This is a genomic window from Pseudoalteromonas sp. SR41-4, assembly GCF_014163985.1.
Classification (GTDB): domain Bacteria; phylum Pseudomonadota; class Gammaproteobacteria; order Enterobacterales; family Alteromonadaceae; genus Pseudoalteromonas; species Pseudoalteromonas rhizosphaerae.
Map to the genome: position 1 here is coordinate 1 of NZ_JACJEI010000097.1, position 271 is coordinate 271.

Here is a 271-nt window from a genome sequence, read left to right on the forward strand (position 1 = left end):
ATGACTGTAAAGTTAATCTCTCCAATCGCAATGGATGAAGGTCTACGTTTCGCAATCCGCGAAGGTGGCCGTACTGTAGGTGCTGGTGTAGTAGCAACTATCGTAGAGTAATAATTAACTTTTAAAGTTAATTATTAGAAAAAAGGTCACTTAGGTGGCCTTTTTTAATGTCTGCGATTTGAGCTGTAAGCTCTAAGCGGAAAGTTTTAAGTTGCTCGGCGTTAATATGTACTTGTAGGCGAGTGGCTTGCCACCGCGTTTATAACAGAAA

Annotated in this window: 1 pseudogene; it reads left to right on the forward strand. The window is 40.6% G+C overall.

Annotation, left to right across the window (positions count from 1 at the left end):
* Window positions 1-111: pseudogene (locus H5180_RS23380) on the forward strand (elongation factor Tu); the annotation flags it as partial.
* Between the last annotated feature and the right edge of the window lie 160 nt (window positions 112-271).